Annotated in this window: 13 protein-coding genes and 1 pseudogene; 12 read left to right on the forward strand and 2 right to left on the reverse strand. The window is 37.8% G+C overall.

What is annotated here, in order from left to right; genetic code table 11:
* From ASE01S_RS09255 to ASE01S_RS09270, 5 genes and pseudogenes are all read left to right on the forward strand, one after another.
* Window positions 1-1,564, forward strand: a 1,564-nt coding sequence (locus tag ASE01S_RS09255; protein ID WP_067841350.1) for an acylphosphatase, incomplete at its 5' end; no start/stop codon positions are given.
* Between the two features lie 24 nt (window positions 1,565-1,588).
* Complete coding sequence (gene cuyB / locus ASE01S_RS09260) at window positions 1,589-2,281, forward strand: cysteate racemase (protein WP_067841352.1); 693 nt, start codon at window positions 1,589-1,591, stop codon at window positions 2,279-2,281.
* Between the two features lie 503 nt (window positions 2,282-2,784).
* On the forward strand, window positions 2,785-3,129 hold the full coding sequence (locus tag ASE01S_RS16500; protein ID WP_373277944.1) for a transposase: 345 nt from the start codon (window positions 2,785-2,787) through the stop codon (window positions 3,127-3,129).
* Between the two features lie 64 nt (window positions 3,130-3,193).
* A pseudogene (locus tag ASE01S_RS16505) lies at window positions 3,194-3,685 on the forward strand (transposase).
* Window positions 3,686-4,165: 480 nt separating this feature from the next.
* The gene (locus ASE01S_RS09270; protein ID WP_067841355.1) at window positions 4,166-7,171 is read left to right on the forward strand and encodes a peptidoglycan-binding protein; all 3,006 of its coding nucleotides are present in this window, start codon (window positions 4,166-4,168) and stop codon (window positions 7,169-7,171) included.
* A gap of 502 nt (window positions 7,172-7,673) precedes the next feature.
* Here ASE01S_RS09270 and ASE01S_RS09275 read toward each other — a convergent pair.
* Window positions 7,674-8,240, reverse strand: coding sequence for a nuclease-related domain-containing protein (locus ASE01S_RS09275; RefSeq protein ID WP_067841357.1), 567 nt, complete (start codon window positions 8,238-8,240; stop codon window positions 7,674-7,676).
* A 179-nt stretch (window positions 8,241-8,419) separates the two neighbouring features.
* Between ASE01S_RS09275 and ASE01S_RS09280 the strand changes: the two genes are divergently transcribed.
* Genes ASE01S_RS09280 through ASE01S_RS09295 form a run of 4 tightly spaced genes read left to right on the forward strand, consistent with a single transcriptional unit; the run spans window position 8,420 to window position 12,879 of the window.
* Window positions 8,420-10,492 carry a BglG family transcription antiterminator gene (locus ASE01S_RS09280; protein WP_067841359.1) on the forward strand — a complete coding sequence of 691 codons (2,073 nt, stop codon included), beginning with the start codon at window positions 8,420-8,422 and terminating at the stop codon, window positions 10,490-10,492.
* Entirely contained in the window at window positions 10,485-10,766 is a 282-nt protein-coding gene (locus tag ASE01S_RS09285; RefSeq protein WP_067841361.1) for a PTS sugar transporter subunit IIB, read from the forward strand. Before ASE01S_RS09280 ends, ASE01S_RS09285 begins: the two co-directional genes overlap by 8 nt.
* Window positions 10,767-10,788: 22 nt before the next feature.
* Window positions 10,789-12,156 (forward strand): PTS ascorbate transporter subunit IIC, encoded by a 1,368-nt coding sequence (ulaA, locus tag ASE01S_RS09290; protein ID WP_067841364.1) that lies wholly within the window; start codon window positions 10,789-10,791, stop codon window positions 12,154-12,156.
* Between the two features lie 12 nt (window positions 12,157-12,168).
* Window positions 12,169-12,879 (forward strand): transaldolase, encoded by a 711-nt coding sequence (locus ASE01S_RS09295; protein WP_067841366.1) that lies wholly within the window; start codon window positions 12,169-12,171, stop codon window positions 12,877-12,879.
* Window positions 12,880-13,544: 665 nt separating this feature from the next.
* Here the strand turns inward: ASE01S_RS09295 and ASE01S_RS15555 are convergent.
* Window positions 13,545-13,931 (reverse strand): helix-turn-helix domain-containing protein, encoded by a 387-nt coding sequence (locus tag ASE01S_RS15555; RefSeq protein ID WP_083512079.1) that lies wholly within the window; start codon window positions 13,929-13,931, stop codon window positions 13,545-13,547.
* A 292-nt stretch (window positions 13,932-14,223) separates the two neighbouring features.
* On the opposite strand from ASE01S_RS15555, the gene xylF reads away from it, so the two are divergent.
* The 3 genes from xylF (at window position 14,224) to ASE01S_RS09315 (ending at window position 18,149) form a co-directional block, all read left to right on the forward strand.
* Window positions 14,224-15,330 carry a D-xylose ABC transporter substrate-binding protein gene (gene xylF / locus ASE01S_RS09305; RefSeq protein WP_067841368.1) on the forward strand — a complete coding sequence of 369 codons (1,107 nt, stop codon included), beginning with the start codon at window positions 14,224-14,226 and terminating at the stop codon, window positions 15,328-15,330.
* A gap of 136 nt (window positions 15,331-15,466) precedes the next feature.
* Window positions 15,467-16,981, forward strand: coding sequence for a xylose ABC transporter ATP-binding protein (locus ASE01S_RS09310; RefSeq protein ID WP_157065185.1), 1,515 nt, complete (start codon window positions 15,467-15,469; stop codon window positions 16,979-16,981).
* Window position 16,982: 1 nt separating this feature from the next.
* Window positions 16,983-18,149: a sugar ABC transporter permease gene (locus ASE01S_RS09315; RefSeq protein WP_067841372.1), complete on the forward strand. Its 1,167-nt coding sequence runs from the start codon at window positions 16,983-16,985 to the stop codon at window positions 18,147-18,149.
* The last annotated feature ends 4 nt before the right edge of the window (window positions 18,150-18,153 follow it).

Here is an 18,153-nt window from a genome sequence, read left to right on the forward strand (position 1 = left end):
CTTACTTATGAAAGATTCAGACAGAAAATGGTTACCCCATCTTAAAAATGCTATTCCAGAAGAAGCATTTGGCTATAAACTTTGCATGTATACTATAGCATTAGAAGCTTGGCGTAGAGGATTAAATGTAAAATTCTGTAATGTTTTTTTTGATGGTAAAAGAAGAGTGAGATTTTCATTAAGTGATGGATCCAATGAGTATAAATTTGCAGTTTCTAGAGGTAGCAAGGTTTCTAAAGAAGCTAACCATATATGTGTTAATAAAGCATTGACTAAAGATTATCTTCAAAAGAACAATGTTCCAGCCCCTATAGGTTATAAGTTTGATCTATCTGAGGGTATAGACTATGTATTAAATAAAGTAAGTAGTTTAGGCTTTCCTTTAGTCGTTAAACCTACTGATAGTGGAGCAGGAAATGGTGTCTTTGCTAATATTAAAACTCGTGAGGAATTGATCGAGTCTATAGAAGTTCTATGGAAAAAGCTTAATTTTAATGAAATTATTGTTGAACAATACGTAGAAGGTGATGATTTTAGGGTCTATGTTATAGGAGATAGAGTTGTAGGAGCCGTTACTCGAATACCAGCACATATCTATGGAGATGGGGAGAATTCAATAGATTTCTTAATCGATGAGAAAAATAAAAGAAGGAAACTCAATCCCTATACTCATGGTAGATTAATAAAAAAAGATAGAGAACTGATTCAACAATTGAAGAAAAATGGTTGGAGCCTTAAAGATGTTCCTGCAAAAGATCAGTTAGTCTACTTAAGAGAAAAAAGTAATGTTTCAGCTGGTGGAGATGCTATAGAAGTAACAAATCAACTAACGGACAAGGTCAAAGAAATTGCTATTGAAGCAATAAATGCCGTTCCTGGATTAATTCAAGGTGCTGTTGATATTGTTGCAGATTTAGAAAATAATGTGGGGCATGTAATTGAAATAAATTCCAAACCACAGATAGCAATGCATTTATTTCCAGAACAGGGAGAAGCTCAAGATGTACCAGCTGCTATAATTGATTATTATTTCCCAAATAGTGTTAATAATAGACGGATATATAGTTATTACTTTGATTTCAAGTGTATACTTAAGCCTTTGGAGAACAATTTAGTCAAAGAGATCCAACTACCACCAGCTCCAAAGTTTAACCATAATCGAGTTTGGTACTTAGTTTCTGGTAAAGTTCAAGGTGTGGGCTATAGAAAGTGGATTGCTAAAAAAGCTAAAAGTCTTGAACTAAATGGTTTTGTTGAAAATTTGAGTAATGGTAATGTAAAAGTCGTTATTTCGGGTAGAAAAGCTGCTTTGGAGAAATTTGATAAAATTATTAATCAAGATAAACCTAGAAAAGCAAAAGTTAATAAAGTAGCTAAAAAAAGATGGACAAAACCAATAAAAATGGGATTTGAAATAATTAATAAAGAAAACCAGGATACACAAAATAACATTGCTAATTATGAAGAGTTAAAAGAATCATACTTAAAACTGGAGAAAAAGTATAATACTATTATTAATAGTAGATCTTGGAGACTGACTGCTCTTTTTAGAAAATTTAAATAAAATATTGTTTGGAGATGTTTTTAAATGAAAAAAACAATTGGTATACTTGGGGGAATGGGGCCAGCAGCTACTGTAGAATTATTCAATAGAATTGTTAATAAGACCAAAGCGAAGTACGATAAAGATCATATAAATATTGTTATTATAAATGATCCTGAAATACCAGATAGGTCATTATATATTTCTGGTAATGGAGAGAGCCCCCTTCCCAGACTAAAAAAAAATATTGATAAACTTCAAAGTGTTGGAGTAGATTTTATATTGATGCCTTGTATGACTGCTCATTCATTATATGATCAACTAAATGATTATGCTGATATTGATGTCATTAATGCGATTAATTTAGTTGATCGCTTTATTAGTAGTACACCTAATACTATTAATAATGTAGGTCTTCTTGCGACTGATGGTTCAGTAATGTCCAAGGTTTTTGAAAAGTATATTTCAAAGAAGATTGTAAAGCCTGAAAAACAATATCAAAATTTTTTAATGAGTGCAATATATGACCGAGATGGTTTAAAGGCTGGAAATTTATCTAAAACTACGGTAGATAGAGTATTTTATGTCCTTGATCACCTGAAAGAAATGGATATTGATGCCGTAATTGCAGGTTGTACCGAGTTAAGTTTAGTTTTAAATGAAACTAATGCAGGAATACAAGTAATTGATCCACTTGACTTATTAGCACAAGAAGCAATAAGATTATCCACAAGTTAATATGTTTTTATAGCTGTGTACAATAGTCAAAAGTATCGTGTCTATTTGAGTTTGTACATAGCTATTTTTAATTTAGGCTCTATAATATTTGTTGGGGTTCAGATGAAATTCTAAAAAAAATACACGCAAGCCCAAACATTCTTTATACTTGAATTGTCTAGAAACAAGAAAAAAGAATGGGGTTGCGTATACTATGGATTTTATCATGAATATTCCAGGATTAAAAGATTGCTTAGTGACAAAAGTAGAAGAACGCGATGGAAATGTAGAAATTCATGTAGAAATGGAGCGTCCCCCCCCATGTTTGCCCCAATGTGGAGAGGAAACGCAAAGTATCCATGACTATCGGTATCAAAAGTGAAACACTTAAAATGGTTTGAGCGGATGACCAAATTTGGTATAAGCGTCGTCGATATAGATGTTAAAAATGTGGAAAACGGTTTTCAGAAGCAAACAAAATTGTCCAAAGATATCAACGAACATCATTAGAATGGAATCAAGCGGTGTCCATTCGTTCGATTAAAGGAAAGACGTTTAAAGAGGTAGAAGAAACGTATGGTTCTTCATCTTCGCCCATTGTGAGGCGATTTGATGAGTTAGTTGAAACACAAGTTACCAAAGTAGAATCCCTTCCTCCAGTCATTGCCATTGATGAATATAAGGGGGATACGAAAGAAGGGAAATACCAGCTAATTATAGCCGATGGTGTTACCAAACAACCTTTAGATATTCTACCAAATTGTTATAAAAACGCAATCAAACATTATCTTCAAAAACATGGGGCAAAAGTAGAAATTGTCATCATGGATATGAGGCCTGCGTTTAAAGCTGCGGTTCAAAATCGTTAGGAAAGCCAAGTATTGTGGCTGACCATTTCATTTTTGTCGCTATATATACTGGGGATTAGATGGAGTGCGAAGACGCATTCAACAAGACTTTCATGATTATGATCGGAAGAAGTGTAAACGTATGAAACATGTCTTTCATAAAGCGAAGGATCGTTTAAAAGTAGATGAGCTCGGGCATTTAGAAAGATATTTAAACCTGTCTACAGAGTTAAGAGAGGCCTACGAATTAGGAAGCATATCGAGAATGGTTTGATACGCAAAATTAATCGGTAAAGAGCAAATAGTCCAAGTAAAGGAAGGTCTACAATCCTTTTACCAAACAGTTATAAACACAGGAATTCCTGAAATGATTAGTAGTATCAAGACGTTCCAAAACTGGCAGGTAGAAATATTAAATAGTTTTGTATATGACTATTCTAACGTTTTTTTAGAGGGTATTAATAATACCACGAAGGTTATGAAGAGAAATGCATATGGTTTTAGAGGCTTTAAACGTTTTAGGGCAAAGCTCTTATTAGCAAGACAGTATAAAGAAGTTGGGTTACATGTTGGGTAAAGTGGCGAAATAGAATTGCCACCCCAACATTTGACGTAGAACCTTGATTTAATGTAGTACCTATTATGCCTAACTCGTATAAGTTGGATCGGGTGATACGTATCATCTAGAAATTTCTGATCAGTAATGAAGCATTTCCTCATAGATATCGAAATATTTTATACTTCTTACCAAAATAAATCATTTTCAATTTTTTTAATACTAATGAAACAATAAATTAATTGTTGTCCCTATTAGAATAACCATAGTAGTGATAGTTTCAGTGATAAAGTTGATAACTTATTACTAAGAATAATATTAAATCTTTTTTTTGCTCTAAGTTCGGGGTTTACTATTTTTTATTATTCTCATTTTGATCGGCTATTATAAAAATTCAATAATTATTTTAAAGTGTCATTTTTAGTACTCTATTAAACTTTACTTATATAATCATAGACTGTAAAATAAACTTGAACTAATAGGTTAGGAGGGATAAACAATTTGATTAAGAAAAACAGAATAGCATTAGTTTGGGTTATCCTATTATTTTTACTATTTAACGGTAATAATGTTATCTATGGAGAGGATGGAACTAGAGAGGATGGTACACTATATCCTAATGACAACAACTTTGAGGTAGCTTTATTAAAAGAGCATCTTAATGAATTAGGCTTTTCTGTAGGGATGGATTATCCAAATAACTATGGACCTTCCACAAAAAGGGCAGTTGAACAGCTCCAGGCCTATTATGGTCTAAATGTCACAGGAATTGTTGATTCTTTAACTTCTCAGACTATAGATGAGATTATAAATAATCCACTGAGACTAGGTCAAAATAACATAGAGACGCAACAGTTGAAAGAGAAGTTAAGTCAGTTAGGTTTTTCTGTCACTATGATTTCATCAGATAGCTATGATGAAGAGACTGAACAAATAATAAAGGATCTTCAAGCTCAGTTTGACCTGGTTGTTAATGGTATAGGTGATCCGATTACTTTAGCTTTAGTGGATGAGATATTAGAATCTCAAAAAGAAGAGTTAAATACAGAACTAACTAGTAAAAATTTAACTAACTTAACTGAGAAGACAACTCATGAATTAGGCCCTAAATCAAATAACGAGCAGGTGGCCGAGTTAAAAGCAAATTTAAATTTAGTAGGGTTTAGTGTAGGGATGAACTATCCCAATAATTATGGTCCAGCAACAGAGCGAGCTGTAAAAGAGTTTCAAGCTTATTACGGCTTATCAGCAACGGGGATTGCGGATAGTCAAACACTTCAGAAACTGGATGAGATCTTGACCAGTCCATTACGCCGGGGACAAAATAATGATCAAGCCCGTGAATTAAAAGAGAACTTAAATCGGATCGGTTTTACAGTAAGTATGAATTCACCGGGAAGCTATGGTCCAGCAACTGAACAGGCACTGAAAGACTTCCAGTCTCATTACGGTTTAGTGGTTAATGGAATAGGAGATTCAGTGACTTTAGCTAAGTTAGAGGAAGTTCTAAACCAAGATCTGTCTGTAGGGATAACACGTCCTGATGTTGTAATGTTTAAGGAAAAATTAGGGATGATAGGTTTCCCAGTAGCGAGTAACCCTACACCTTATTACGGAAAAACGACCGAACGGGTGGTAAAAGAGTTTCAAGCTTACTATGGTTTGCCTGTAACGGGTATTGCGGATAGTGAAACATTATCTGTTTTAGAGAATGCAGTTAATCAAAGGCTAGGTCCTGGATCAAACAACAATCGAGTAGCTGAATTAAAAGAAAATTTAAATTTAGTAGGTTTTAGTGTAGGAATGAATTATCCTAAAAGTTATGGACCAGCAACGGAACGTGCTGTGGATCGATTTCAAAGTTACTATGGTCTACGAGTTACAGGTATCGCTGATAGCCAAACACAGGAGAAGCTAGATGAAATTTTAACCAGCCCATTACGCCGAGGACAAAATAATGATCAAGCCCGTGAACTAAAAGAGAACTTGAATCGGATCGGTTTTACAGTAAGTATGAATTCACCGGGAAGCTACGGTCCAGCAACTGAGCAGGCAGTGAGAGACTTCCAGTCTCATTATGGTTTAGTGGTTAATGGAATAGGAGATTCGGTGACTTTAGATCAAATTAATACAATTCTCAATAGTCCATATCAAAATGGGAAGAGCCATCCTGATATGGTTATATTTAAAAGAATGCTTAATACACTAGGATACAATGGTTTGTCTACCAGTAATGATATTTTTGGTAACAATACTGAACGTAGGGTAAGAGAATTTCAAGAGGCGATGGGTTTACCAGTTAGTGGGATTTTGGATGAAATAAGTATTGAAGTACTTTACCAAGTCTATGAAAAACGTGCTGTTTATCAAGAAACCAAATATAATGTCACACTCAATCAACAGTTGTCGATACAAATGGGATTAAGTACACCACCCCAAACGGATCTGTTTAAGAATGCACCAGCATATGTAAGAACCTCTGATTTATCGTTCAGTACAAGTGGGGTGATTACGGGTTCAGGTGTTCGGGTAAGGACATCTCCTAGTACTACAAATAACGACAATATTGACAGTGTCCTCAGTAACGGTACGGCGGTTGAATATGTGAAAACAGTTAAGGGTAGCTCTGTTTCCGGGAATACGGATTGGTACGAAATTAGATATAACGGTAAAACGTTATATGTCCATAGTTCTCTAGCTTCTAAAAGTGCTGCTACTGCTAGAACAACCAGATCAACAAAAGTCTATGAAAGCCAAAGTACATCTAGTCATGTTTACTATACGCTCTCAGGTAATAAGTCAGTTTCTGTTGTTAATCAAGGGAGTACATGGACACAAATTACTGGTGAAGTGTGGCGTAATGCTAAACCAGATCAAGTTTTGCAGTATTTAGATCCTGCTAAACAAGATGAGTTTCAACATTTATTGTTATCATCCAGTGTGAATGTACCGAGTGCTCAGATTAATCGAATTCTATCTGGAAAGGGCATACTTAATGGCAAAGGCCAGGCATTTATAGATGCTGCTAAAACTCATAATGTCAATGAGGTCTACTTAATATCGCATGCACTCCTTGAGACCGGGCATGGTAATTCATCACTAGCAAATGGGATAGAGGTTGGAAGAAATAGCAGTGGAAATCTCGTACTAGTCAACTCAAGCAACAGGAAAGATTTAAGAGACATCAAAAAAGTATATAATATGTTTGGTATTGGTGCCTCTGATGGAGACGCAGAACGTCTCGGGGCTATTCGAGCTTACAATGAAGGTTGGGATACGCCTGCTAAAGCAATTATTGGTGGTGCGAAATTTATCGGTGAAAGTTATATTCATAACCGATACCAACAAAACACACTATACAAGATGAGATGGAATCCTGCTAACCCAGGTTATCCACAGTATGCGACTGATATGGGTTGGGCTGCTAAACAAGTCTCAACGATTAAATCTATGTATCAACAGTTGGATAATCCAATGATGACCTTTGATATTGTTAAGTACAGATAACTTTTTAACCCGTCTTTACCATATCATAATGAGTGGAGAGACGGGTTATTTTTAAAGGCTCTAAAATAATAGTTTAACTTCATTAAGTAGAAGTCTCCCACTTCAATAGCGGTGAGAAGAAAGCTATTTATATTTCACTCAGTAGGTGCAAATCTCGGCTAAATAAAGTTAAAGCCTCTGGTGGATGCAACAGATCTTCAGTGGAAAGTTATCGAACGTAGTGCGGTAAAATCTGCACAAATACGCCAAGGCGCATTTGAATAGTAGTGAATCGAGGAATATATCATCATAAAATTAAGACTTGGGAGCGATAACAGGCATTAGATCAATTTAAGATCTAATGCCTGTTTTCCCTTTAACATCTCCAGGTCTATGGATCGCTTTGCTTGAGTCAAGCCTACCCTTAGTCAAATTAACTGGCATCCTAATCTGATTTTAGAAAACCGCTATAGTCTGTCCGCTTTCAGTTTAATCCACTCATAACAAAATGTGACTGAGTGCATTACGAAGCCTTGCTGTTCAACGTTTTTAATTGCTCAGCAAATGCTTTGACCTTAGCTTTAGACAAGCAAGGTGTTTTGCGAGCCTTAATTGCGTCAATAAGTGTATCGTAGTAACAGACATGCTGTTTAGCCATTAATGAATCATCAACGGCAAGCTTGGTTGAGTTAGTAAAGGTAACGATCGGGTGAATATACTTAGCATTAATACTTAAAAGCACAGCTAGCTCCTTTGCTGATTGTTCAGTTACTTGGAAAGGATTAGTGATCGCCTTTTCTTGTTTTTTACCCGCAAATATCCACTCTTGGTCAGTTGCGGAGCCCTTGACTGTTCCCGGCCAATTCTCTCGGTTAATGACAAAAACACCATAAATAGAAGGAATCACGTGATCGATTGTCATTTCTGTACCAGGAAGCTTGACAGCTAAAACCGTTTGGTAGGCCGTGTCATCAAGCTGTTCAAGTGTACGCTCAATATAGCTTGCACTAACTCTTTTTCTAAGTTTTGTGTACAATGCACTTGCTCCGACTATTAGACCAAGGACAAGAAAAATATATAATTCGGACATGTATGAACCTCCATATTTAGCTTATAATACCACTATCATAACATGGTTTTCCTCACGATAGCGGGCTTTTTATTTTTTGACAGTACAATCATCTGCTTAAAGCACTCTATCAATTAGTACGCAATCATTCTATCATATGAAAGCGCTTTTAAATATAATAAAAGTAGGTGATAACAATGATGAAAAAAGAATCTGCGGTAATTCTCAAGATATTGCTCGAAACAAAAACAATTGATTTGGACAAGCTGTCATTATTGGTCAGGAAAAACAAGAAGCAGATGTGGTATGAGCTTTCCGTACTGAATCAATATTTGGTTGATTGTGATTTATCTCCGATCGAAATCAAAAATGGTGTACTTGTTATTCCAGAAGCGGAGGTGAACGAGTGGAAAACCATTTTAGTTCGAGAAAAAATGGATGGCTTTAGGTTACAGCAAGAACGGATCTTTATTCTAATCCTTTATATCGCTTGTCGGCAAGAATTTGTTTCAACATATCACCTTCAGGATTTAGTCGGGTTAAGTCGTAATTCTGTCATGATTGATATCAGAAAATTGAGGAAACTTATCAATCATTATGATGTAGCTCTACATTATGACAGAAAAAACGGCTATAAGTTCACTGGAAATGAGTTAAAAATTCGTAAGCTGATGGAGTATGCCCTGTCTAAATTAAATGAAGTCGTTCCATTAGACAAAGTCACAACCTTTTTTGAGGAAATATGGCATGTTTCATTTAAGATCGGAGAACTGAATGATGAGATTTTAAATCTAGCTAAGCACTATCAGCTTGAGTTTGTGATGGATAGGCTTGAGGAGTTTGTCTACTTTTTCGCTTTTATGAAAATGAGACGAAAAGAAACACCGATCCCTTTTGCAGAGCATGATAAAGAAATTTTAAGTCAACAACGTCTGTATCCAATGGCTGTTAGCTTAGTAAAAGATATCTATCACTCGAAGCGTTATGATGAAATTTTGTTTTGGGAGACACGATTACTAAGTATTATTCAGGGCGATAAAGGGGATAGTAAGGATAATTATTTTACACAACTAACTACAAGTATTATTCAAAATGTACAAACTATGATTGGGATAAAATATAAAAATGTTGAACTCATTGAGCGAACCCTTTATCAACATATCGTGCCAGCTTATTTTCGAATTAAATTTGATGTGTATTATAAAAATCCACTTCTGGACAAAATAAAAACGGAATACAGGGATTTGTTCCATTTGACCAAAAAGGGGCTACAGCCATTAGCAGATGAGTTGAATAAAAGCATATCTGATAATGAAATTGCTTATTTCACTATTCATTTTGGCGGTTATTTGTATTCAAATCAAGAACGAGAAAAACAAAAACTGCGGGCTTTAGCCGTTTGTCCGAATGGTATTAGCTCCTCACTGATTATGAATGCGAGTCTTAAGTCCATTTTTCCGGAAATTGAATTTGTTCAGGAGCACAGTCTAAATCGAGCAAAAATGTTGCCAGAAGATGAGTATGACATTATTTTTTCCACAACCTTTTTTCCAGCTAACAAAAAATTATATCTGACCAAGCCAATTTTAAATCCTGTCGAGCGTGAAGTGTTGCGTGAGAAGGTTTGCGCAGACTTTGACCTTCTTGATCGTCAAAAGAGTATTGATTTGAAAAAACTAATCGCCATTGTTGAAAGGCATGGAACGATTCAATATAAGGATCGCTTATATACAGATTTGCAAGCCTATTTATATGGAGTTGGTACAGATGCTTATAAGGGGGCGAAAAACTTGCCAGATCTTTTAAATGAAACACTTATCCGAGTTTCTTCAGCGCGAATGAATTGGAAGGAAGCCATTCGTGAAGCCGCTCGACCGTTACTAGAACAACATTATATTAATGAATCTTACATTCAAGCCATGATTAAAAGCGTCGAAAAAATCGGACCTTATATTGTGCTTGCACCGAAAGTCGCTGTTCCTCATGCCAGACCAGAGGAGGGAGTGAAAAAACTAGGCATTAGCTTATTAAAACTCGATCATCCAGTTGACTTTAATAGTGAAGGAGAGGATGACCCAGAACGGTTCGTTCAGCTTGTCTTTGTTTTAGCAGCAGTAGATGGTCAAGCCCACTTATCAGCATTAGTACAGCTGTCAAAAATTCTGGATGACGAAGAAAATATTGAGCAGCTTATTAAATTGAAAGAACCTTTGAAGATTTATCAGTTAATTAAACAGTTAGTAGAACAGGAAGGAGGAACTGAACATGATTAAAGTATTGACAGTCTGTGGCAATGGGATTGGCAGTAGTTTGTTATTGAAGTTGAAAATTGAAGAAATTGCGAAGGAAGCCGGTATTTCTGTTGAGGCAGAATCGATTGATTCTGGTTCAGCAACAGGAAAAAAAGCAGATTTGATCGTTACAGTAAAGGAGTTAGCTGGTGCCTTCCCTGAAGATCAAAAGGTTGCAATTATTCGCTCTTATACGAATAAGAAGAAGATCAAAGAAGATGTATTACCAATTCTAGAAGAAATGGCACAACAATAATAACAAATAGGAGGGGTTTTCAATGGCTATATTAAACTTCATTCAAGGCATTCTATCAGAACCAGCATTTTTAATGGGGTTAATTGCATTTGTTGGACTGATCGCATTAAGGTCTCCTTCCCATAAAGTCCTAACAGGTACACTAGGACCAATTATTGGTTATTTAATGCTCTCAGCAGGGGCGAACGTGATTACAGCTAACCTTGAGCCGTTAGCCCAAATGATCGAAGCAGGCTTCAATATTACCGGTGTTGTACCCAATAATGAAGCTGTAGTATCAGTCGCACAGGAACTATTAGGTGTCGAGACGATGTCAATTTTAATTGTAGGGATGATTGTCAACCTGATTGTTGCACGTTTTACGCATTATAAATATGTTTTCTTAACTGGTCATCATAGCTTTTTCATGGCATGTTTACTTTCTGCTGTTCTCGGGTCAATCGGTTTTGCTGGTTGGGAGCTCATTCTACTTGGTGGCTTTTTCTTAGGGGCATTAAGTGCAGTGCTTCCAGCAATTGGCCAGCGCCTAACCTTAAAGGTTACGGATGGTGATGAAATTGCCATGGGTCACTTTAGTAGTGTTGGCTATTATGTGGCGGGATTGATTGGTAAGCTTGTCGGTAAAGAAAGTAAAAGTACAGAAGAAATAGAAGTTCCAGAAAAATATGCTTTCTTAAGAAATACAACCATTTCAACCGCGATAACGATGCTTGTCTTTTATGTTATTGCTGCCTTAGTGGCAGGACCAGAGTTTGTCGGCACCATATCAGAAGGAACGTCGCCCATAGTTTTTGCCATTGTATCAGGTTTATTGTTTGCCGTTGGGGTAACGATTGTTTATGCAGGTGTTCGAATGATCTTAGCAGACTTACTGCCTGCCTTTCAGGGGATTGCGACAAAGGTTATTCCAAATGCTGTACCTGCAGTAGACTGTGCTGTGTTTTTTACCTATGCTCCTACCGCTGTTATTATCGGTTTTGTCAGCAGCTTTATTGGTGGGATAGTTGGGATGCTTATTTTAGGTGGAATAGGCGGCGTGTTAATTATTCCAGGTATGGTTCCGCATTTCTTCACAGGAGCTACTGCTGGGATTTATGGTAATGCAACAGGAGGGCGAAGAGGTGCGCTAGTGGGAGCGTTTGTTAATGGATTACTGATCTCATTCCTGCCAGCCTTATTACTTCCTGTACTTGGTGATCTCGGCTTTTCAAACACAACTTTTGGTGATACGGACTTTGCCCTTTCTGGGATTGTACTTGGTCGTATTGGGGATTGGATCGGCAATGGGGGGATTTATGCCATTGCAGCAGTATTGGTGATTGCATTAGTTGTCCCGAATTTTATTAGAAAGTCTAATTTGGCTATTAACAACACAGAATATGAAGACTAAGGAGTGAGAAGAATGCCTGAACTAACGATTGATATCTATTCAGATGGGGCAAATATTGAGCAAATGAAAGAAGCTTATCAGTCAGGCAAGGTAACTGGCTTTACTACGAACCCAAGCTTAATGAAACAAGCAGGGATTACCGATTATACTGCATTTGCCGAAGAAGTTGTTGCTACTTTTCCAGAGGTGCCCGTGTCCTTTGAAGTGTTTGCAGATGATTTTGAGACAATGGCAAAAGAAGCAGATAAAATTGCTTCATTTGGCTCAAATGTTTATGTGAAAATACCGATCACCAATACTAAAGGAGAATCAGCTGTTCCACTAATTAAGGAGCTTTCTGAACATTTAGTCAAGGTAAATGTGACAGCTGTTTTTACCCTTGATCAAGTCAAGGCGGTAGTTGAAGCATTAGCTGATAAAACAGACAGTATTGTATCTGTTTTTGCAGGCAGGATAGCGGATGCAGGGATTGATCCAATCGAGATCATGAAGCAGTCAGCTGATATTTGCCATCAGAAGCGGCATGTTAAATTGCTTTGGGCTAGCTCGAGAGAGGTCTTAAATATGATTCAAGCACAGCAAGCCGGGGCTGATATTATCACGTGTACACCTGATTTGATCAAGAAGTCAGCCTCAATTGGGAAAGACTTAGAAGCCTTCTCGCTCGAAACAGTGCAAATGTTCCATGACGATATTCAAAAGCTAGGCTATCAGATTCTTTAAATATGAAAAAAATTTGAATACACATCATGCGTTATTGTTCTTCTCAAGAGAATAGTCACACGTATAAAAAGGATTGAAGCGGCTTCAGCTTTACTAGTAATAGGGCTAAAGCCGCTTTGTTATTTGAATAAAAAATGTGAACTGATACCTAATTGGCCAGTCATAGATAAACCATATCAGATTGAACTGAAGTTGCACTGATTAAGGAAAGAAACAGTAAAAGATTAAATGCGCCTTGGCGTATTTGTGCCCAGATCTTATTGAGCGAAGATCGCTATAGAAAATCTATGGCATCCAATGATCGTAGTGTAACTGGCTGGGGCTGCGATTACTCGCCCTATCGAAGGGCTTTTGTAAGCCTCCCACTTGAAGAAATAAGGGAACACGTCATGTCTAAGTGGGAATCCAACAGCCAGTAACGGCCCGATTGGTTCAACTCACGTTCAGTGGAGGAGATAGGAAGCTGACTAAGTTCGCGACGTCGTGTCGCAACGTCTGCACGAGCACATCCTATGCGTCGAAACCCCACTGAACGAAGTTTCACTTTATTCAGCCGGGGTTTGAATTCCTACTCACCACTTTTAGATGTGGGAGACTTCTGCTAAATGAGTTAAAATGTTATAAAAATAGCCTTAGGCAACTAAATCATAACCTAAGGCTATCCGCTATTGATCATCGTTTAACTCGTCTTGAATAAAACCCCATAGCCGTTCTATTTTGGCAATGTTTGCATCCGGGTTTTTACTGATTTCTTTTAACAGCTTGGTACGTTTTAATGCTTCAATCGCTGACTGCTCTGCCTCATACAAAGAAGAATCCTCTGCAACGATGTGAGCGGGAGTGTAAGGAATATCGGTTAGACCGAGTAAATAATCTGTTGAAACATTGAAGGTTTGTGCTAGCTTAATTAATGTTTCTAAAGCGGGTTCATTACGTCCCTGTTCATAGTAACCATAAGCACTTGTACTAATATTTAAAGCCTTGGCTAAATATTCTTGCTTGAAGCCTTTCGCTTCACGTAATTCTCTTAAGCGTTTTCGAAAGATCTCCATCTAACCACCTCCTAATCTTGGCTGCATTATACAACGTTAGCTTGTCCAATATTTCAAAAACAACAAAATATTACAAAATTCATTTACAAACAACATTTTGTTGTATATAATATAAAGCGTTAATAGAATGTAAGCGAGAAGCAGGAGGGGGGATCAAAACATTGTTAATCTATATAAAGTAAGCGCTGTCAGTTAAAGGGGGCAGGTTCTTAGGGTAAATGGTTTTAAGTTAGACTCAACTTAGTTCGTACAATCAACGAACATTTAAACTTATTCTGAGAGGAGCATTTCAATGACATGGAAGATAGGTAAAATCGGCATGATCATTTTGATAGGCTTTCTGATGATCGGCTGTGGACAGGCAGTAGGACAGGATGATGTCAAGGATGAGGTAAATGAGGATATTGGAGCGAATGATAAAGAAGAAAAGGAAACAGAAAAGATTACCATTGGTTTATCAGTTGCGGATTTGACACTGGAACGTTGGCAGCATGATCGTGATATTTTTGTCGAGCGTGCTGAAGAGCTAGGTGCAGAAGTGCTTGTTCAGTCAGCAGATGGTCAGGATGAAAGACAGCTGTCACAAATTCAAAATATGCTATCACAAGGGGTTGATGTCTTAGTCATTATTGCGAATAACTCTGATGCTTTAAGTCCAGTCGTCGAACAGGCACACGAAGAAGGGATTCCTGTAGTGGCCTATGATCGGCTGATCAATAATGCGCCTGTCGATGCCTATGTTTCCTTTGATAATGTTAGAGTCGGTGAATTGCAAGCTGAATATTTAATTGAAACAGTACCGACGGGGCGTTACTTCTTATTGGGAGGAGCACCGACGGATAATAATGCACATATGTTCAGAGAAGGACAAATGAATGTCCTTCAGCCATTAATTGATCGGGGGGATATTGAGGTTGTCGGGGACCAATGGGCTGATGGTTGGTCGGCAGAGAATGCCCTCAGTATCATTGAGAATGCCTTAACCTCAAATAATAATCAGATTGATGCGATTGTCGCTACAAATGACAGTACGGCTGGTGGTGCGATTCAAGCCTTAACGGCACAGAATTTGGCTGGCGAAGTCGCGATATCGGGTCAGGATGCCGATTTGGCAGCCGTACAACGTATCGCTGAGGGAATACAATCGATGACCATCTATAAGCCGATTAAGGATATTGCCACACGTAATGCCGAGGTAGCGATTGAACTGGTTAAAGGGGGAGAAGTTGTCTCAGATGAGCGTGTTGATAATGGGGCTGTGGAAGTACCGTTTGTTAAGCTAGAGCCAATTTTGGTTACTCGTGATAATATCATCGATACGATTGTCTTCGATCAATTTCATGATTTTGATGAGATCTATCGTAATGTACCTGAAGAAGATCGCCCAGAGCTCCCTTAGCTTAGGATGATTGGATTGACATGAGGGCACGATTTTAACCTTGCCCACATTATATGCTAACTTTGTCACTGATAACAAGTAGGGGGCTACCTCCTACTTGTTGCTAATGGATTGAATGATCACGGGGGTGGTATATGTGAGTGAATTTGCGTTACAAATGAAGGAGATTACCAAGGAATTTCCTGGTGTCAAAGCATTGGATCGAGTGAGCTTCTCTGTTAAGAAGGGGGAGATTCATGCGTTATGTGGTGAGAATGGTGCAGGGAAATCTACATTAATGAAAATATTAAGCGGTGTTTATCCAAGTGGTAGCTTTACTGGAGAAATCATCATCAATGGTCAAGTGGTTGACTTTAAAGATATTAAAGCTTCTCAAGAGGCTGGTGTTGCGATTATTTATCAGGAATTAGCGCTAGTACCTGAAATGACAGTGGCGGAAAATATTTTTTTGAGTAGTGATTTAATGAGGAAGCCGGTTATTGATTGGGCTATTCTTTATGCCAAAGCAAAGTATTGGTTAGATCAGATTGGCTTAGCTATTGATCCGCAAATGCGCTTAGGTGACCTAACTGTAGGTAAGCAGCAATTAATTGAAATTGCTAAAGCCTTGACCAAAAAGGCGGATTTGCTGATCTTGGACGAACCAACAGCTGCTCTAACGGAGAGTGATGTTGAGGTGTTAATCCGGCTATTAAAGGAGCTCAAGCACAAAGGTGTGACGTGTATTTATATTTCCCATAAGCTGGGTGAAGTGATGGAGCTCGCTGATACGGTGACCGTACTAAGAGATGGTCAGACCGTAAGTACAGATCCGATTAATCAATTAACAGAACGTAAAATTGTGACGAAAATGGTCGGTCGAGAACTAACAGATTTCTTTCCATATCAAAAACATGCAATTGGTGCTGAGGTGATGCGTGTTGAGCATTATCACTTTCGTCATATTTCAGGTGAGATGCTGGTAAAACAGGCTAGTTTCACATTAAATAAGGGTGAAATTCTTGGAGTGGCTGGTTTAATGGGATCAGGGCGAACCGAATTATTTACCAGTTTGTTTGGAGGCTATCCAGGTATGGCTTCAGGCAGAGTCATCATTGATGGCTGTGAGCTTAAGATAAAAGGTCCTGCCGAAGCCATAGCCGCAGGACTAGCCTATCTGTCAGAGGATCGAAAAAAATATGGTCTCATTCTTAACATGGAAATTAGTAAAAATGCAACCCTTGCAGCATTAAACAAAGTGATGTCAGGAGGTTTAATTGATCGGGCATTAGAATTGCAAAAAGCAGAGACACTTACAAATAAAATGAAATTAAAAGCCCATAACCTAGAGGCTCATGTTGGACAGCTAAGTGGTGGAAATCAACAAAAGGTTGTCTTAAGTAAATGGTTATTCACCGAACCCAAAATACTGATCCTAGACGAGCCTACTCGAGGAATTGATGTCGGAGCGAAGTATGAAATTTACAAAATTATCAATGAATTAGCTAGTCAAGGTGTGGCGATTGTCATTATTTCATCAGAGTTACCAGAGGTGTTAGGGATGTCGGATCGGATCTTAGTCATGAGTGAAAGAGAAGTGACAGGACATTTATTGCGATCAGAAGCTAGTCAAGAAAAAATTATGCAATATGCGACTGCTAGGAGGCGTTAAAATGAAGGTGAAGCAAGCACTAGAACAAAAACCCTTGAACAACAAACGAAAACTAAATTTAAATGTTCAATCTTACACATTAATCATAGCTCTAATCGCGATTGCGCTAATTTTTAGCTTTTTGACTAATGGTGAATTTCTTTCACCACGAAATCTATCAAATCTATTTAATCAAATGGCCGTGATATCGGTACTATCGATTGGGATGACCTTAATCATTGTCGCCGGACATATCGATTTGTCTGTTGGCTCATTGGCAGGTCTCACAGGTGGAATCGCAGCAATTCTCCAGGTCTGGCATGGATGGGGAACGATTCCTGTCATTTTAATTGCCCTGTTGACAGGGGCGTTGCTTGGACTTTGGCAAGGCTGGTGGGTGGCTTACCGAATGGTTCCTGCTTTTATCGTCACCTTAGGAGGACAATTGATTTTCAGGGGGATTTTAATCGGGATTAGTCAAGGGCGGACAATTGCCCCCTTAGAACCAAGTTTTCGCTTTATAGCCAATAGCTACTTACCATTTAGCTTAGGCTATCTGCTTGCTTGTTTAGGGATACTGATTATGTTTGTTGTGACATGGCGAAGTCGTGTAAGGCGAAATAGCTTAAATCTTCAGCTTCATTCACCATTTGTTGATTACGGCAAAATAGCTCTATATGCTGTATTTACTTTATTCATTACCTTTATGCTCAATCTCTACTATGGTGTGCCTTTGCCAATGCTAATTGTTGTGTTACTCGGTACATTTTTTATCTTTATTGCTAATCAAACCGCATTTGGTCGCTATATTTATGCAATTGGAGGTAATAAGGAAGCGGCTGCTTTATCAGGTATCAATATGAAGCGCAATACGTTAAGTGTCTTTGTTGTGATGGGAACATTAGCCGGTCTAGCAGGTGTCATGCTAACAAGTCGATTAAATGCTGCCACGGTTAGCGCTGGAGATATGTATGAACTTGATGCGATTGCGGCCTGTGTCATTGGTGGAGCAAGCTTAACAGGAGGAAAGGGCAAAATTGTCGGTGCGATTATAGGGGCCTTAATTATGGCGAGTATCGATAACGGCATGAGTATGATGAATCTGCAAACCTTCTGGCAGTATATTGTCAAAGGCCTAATCCTGATTGTTGCTGTCTGGATTGATATTGCTAATAAGCATAAGGCATAAAGGA

Origin of the sequence: Amphibacillus sediminis NBRC 103570, assembly GCF_001552275.1 — a bacterium.
GTDB classification, from domain to species: Bacteria; Bacillota; Bacilli; order Bacillales; family Amphibacillaceae; genus Amphibacillus_B; species Amphibacillus_B sediminis.

Coding starts and splice junctions, on each gene's coding strand:
- ASE01S_RS09315 (WP_067841372.1), top strand. CDS start 16,983: ATGAAGGTGAAGCAAGCACTAGAACAAAAACCCTTGAACAACAAACGA.
- ASE01S_RS09285 (WP_067841361.1), top strand. CDS start 10,485: ATGATTAAAGTATTGACAGTCTGTGGCAATGGGATTGGCAGTAGTTTG.
- cuyB (WP_067841352.1), top strand. CDS start 1,589: ATGAAAAAAACAATTGGTATACTTGGGGGAATGGGGCCAGCAGCTACT.
- ASE01S_RS09275 (WP_067841357.1), bottom strand. CDS start 8,240: ATGTCCGAATTATATATTTTTCTTGTCCTTGGTCTAATAGTCGGAGCA.
- ulaA (WP_067841364.1), top strand. CDS start 10,789: ATGGCTATATTAAACTTCATTCAAGGCATTCTATCAGAACCAGCATTT.
- xylF (WP_067841368.1), top strand. CDS start 14,224: ATGACATGGAAGATAGGTAAAATCGGCATGATCATTTTGATAGGCTTT.
- ASE01S_RS09295 (WP_067841366.1), top strand. CDS start 12,169: ATGCCTGAACTAACGATTGATATCTATTCAGATGGGGCAAATATTGAG.
- ASE01S_RS09280 (WP_067841359.1), top strand. CDS start 8,420: ATGAAAAAAGAATCTGCGGTAATTCTCAAGATATTGCTCGAAACAAAA.
- ASE01S_RS15555 (WP_083512079.1), bottom strand. CDS start 13,931: ATGGAGATCTTTCGAAAACGCTTAAGAGAATTACGTGAAGCGAAAGGC.